Origin of the sequence: Mesorhizobium sp. M1A.F.Ca.IN.020.06.1.1, from assembly GCF_004023265.1 — a bacterium.
Classification (GTDB): domain Bacteria; phylum Pseudomonadota; class Alphaproteobacteria; order Rhizobiales; family Rhizobiaceae; genus Mesorhizobium.
This window is the reverse complement of record NZ_RZSR01001049.1, coordinates 1-1974: the sequence shown is the minus strand read 5'-3', so window position 1 is coordinate 1974 and position 1974 is coordinate 1. Positions and strand designations below refer to the sequence as shown.

Below are 1974 nucleotides of genomic sequence, written 5' to 3'. Positions count from 1 at the left end.
GGACAATAGCGAGCGCATCGGCGCCTCCTTCGTTCGCGTTAAAGGAATTGAGGCGTCGGATGGTCCGAAACGTCTAATCCCTCCGCCGGTACAAACCGGATCAGGTTCAGCGGGTTGGCTTTGTGCCTCTCAGCCGGTTCGCAAAATCAGCGTCCGGCACCCCGTTAGAGCATTTCGAGACATAGGCCCGGCCGATGCGGCGCGCAAGCGGAAGTTTCCTGGGCATCCATCAGGGTTCACCGCGGTAGCGAAGTGCGATTCCGTTTGGACGCGCCCGCTTCCGTTTCGTTGGCCGGGCTGGTAAGGGCGACGGCCATGGGCACATTCACCATCCTGCTTGGCGGCGATCTCGTCCGCACGCCTCGGCTCGATCGCCAGATCGAAGGCTCCCGCATCATCGCCGCCGATGCCGGTATCGGCCATGCCGATATGCTTGGCCTGCTGCCGGAGCTCTGGGTCGGAGATTTCGACTCGGTGCCGGCGAGCCTGCCGGAGAATCTGGCCGCCGTGCCGCGCAAGATTTTCCCGACCGAGAAGGATATGACCGACGGCGAGCTCGCCATTGCCGAGGCGCTGGCGCGCGGCGCCACCAGCCTGGTGCTGGCCGGCGCCTTCGGCGGCAAGCGCGCCGATCATGCCTTTCTGCATTTGGCTCTAAGCGTGCGGCTGGCCGAGGCGGGCACGACCGTGCTGCTGACCAGCGGCGCCCAGGAGGGCGTGCCCATCCTGCCGGGCAAAGCCGGCTTCGACTACGCCGAGGGCACGCTGTTCTCGGTGCTCGGCTTCTCCGACCTCGCCGGCCTGACGGTCTCAGGCGCCAAATGGCCGCTGGACGGTGTCGAGGTGGCGTTCGGCTCATCGCTTACCATATCAAATGAGATCAAGGGTCGGCTCGAGATCGCGCTCGAGCGTGGCCGGGCGCTGCTGCTCGCCCACCCCTATCCTCTTCCCGAAAGCTGACATGGCCCCGCCTCTTCTCAATCTGGATGGCATAAAACTGACTTTTGGCGGCACGCCGCTGCTCGACGGCGCGGCACTGAGCGCCTCCGCCGGCGAGAAGATCGCGCTTGTAGGCCGCAACGGTTCGGGCAAGTCGACGCTGCTCAAGATCGTCGCGGGGCTGATCGAACCGCAGGACGGCGAAGTATTCCGCCAGCCCTCGGCAACGGTGCGCTACCTGCCGCAAATGCCCGATATGGATGCCTTCGCCAGCGTGCGCGCCTATGTCGAAGCCGGCCTCGGGCCGGCCGACGACCCGCATCGCGCCACTTATCTGATGGAGCATCTCGGCCTGACCGGCGAGGAGCGGCCGAACGACCTTTCCGGCGGCGAGGCGCGCCGCGCAGCACTCGCCCGCGTCATGGCGCCGGAGCCCGATATCCTGCTCCTCGACGAGCCGACCAATCATCTCGACCTGTCGGTCATCGAATGGCTGGAAGAAGAGCTTGCCCGCACCTCGTCGGCCGTGATCCTGATCTCGCACGACCGCCGCTTTCTCGAGCGCGTCTCGCGCGCCACCGTCTGGCTCGACCGCGGCCAGACGCGCCGGCTGGACAAGGGGTTCGCGCACTTTGAGGAATGGCGCGACCAGGTGCTTGAAGAGGAAGAGCGCGAACAGCACAAGCTCGGCCGCCAGATCGTGCGCGAGGAGCATTGGCTGCGCTATGGCGTGACCGCCAGGCGCAAGCGCAACATGCGCCGGCTCGGCGAGCTGCAGGCCATGCGCCAGCGTTTTCGCAGCCATCGCGGCGCCGAGGGTTCGGCGACGATGGTGGCAAGCGACGCCGCTGAATCCGGCAAGCTGGTGATCGAAGCCAAGGGCATCGAGAAGAGTTTTGGCGACCTCACCGTGGTCAAGGGCTTTTCGACCCGTATTCAGCGCGGCGACCGCGTCGGCCTTGTCGGGCCGAACGGCGTCGGCAAGACGACGCTTCTCAAGATGCTGACCGGCGAGCTGCCGCCGGATGCCGGCAC

2 protein-coding genes and 1 riboswitch are annotated in these 1974 nt (G+C 66.2%); both genes read left to right on the top strand.

Annotated features, from left to right (window positions below; all coding sequences use genetic code 11):
• Positions 1-60: 60 nt before the first annotated feature.
• A riboswitch (TPP riboswitch) is annotated at positions 61-174 on the bottom strand.
• A gap of 141 nt (positions 175-315) precedes the next feature.
• Positions 316-960 carry a thiamine diphosphokinase gene (locus EOA60_RS30785; RefSeq protein WP_095799776.1) on the top strand — a complete coding sequence of 215 codons (645 nt, stop codon included), beginning with the start codon at positions 316-318 and terminating at the stop codon, positions 958-960.
• Between the two features lies 1 nt (position 961).
• A partial coding sequence (locus tag EOA60_RS30780; protein ID WP_164899681.1) for an ABC-F family ATP-binding cassette domain-containing protein occupies positions 962-1974 on the top strand: 1013 nt, incomplete at its 3' end.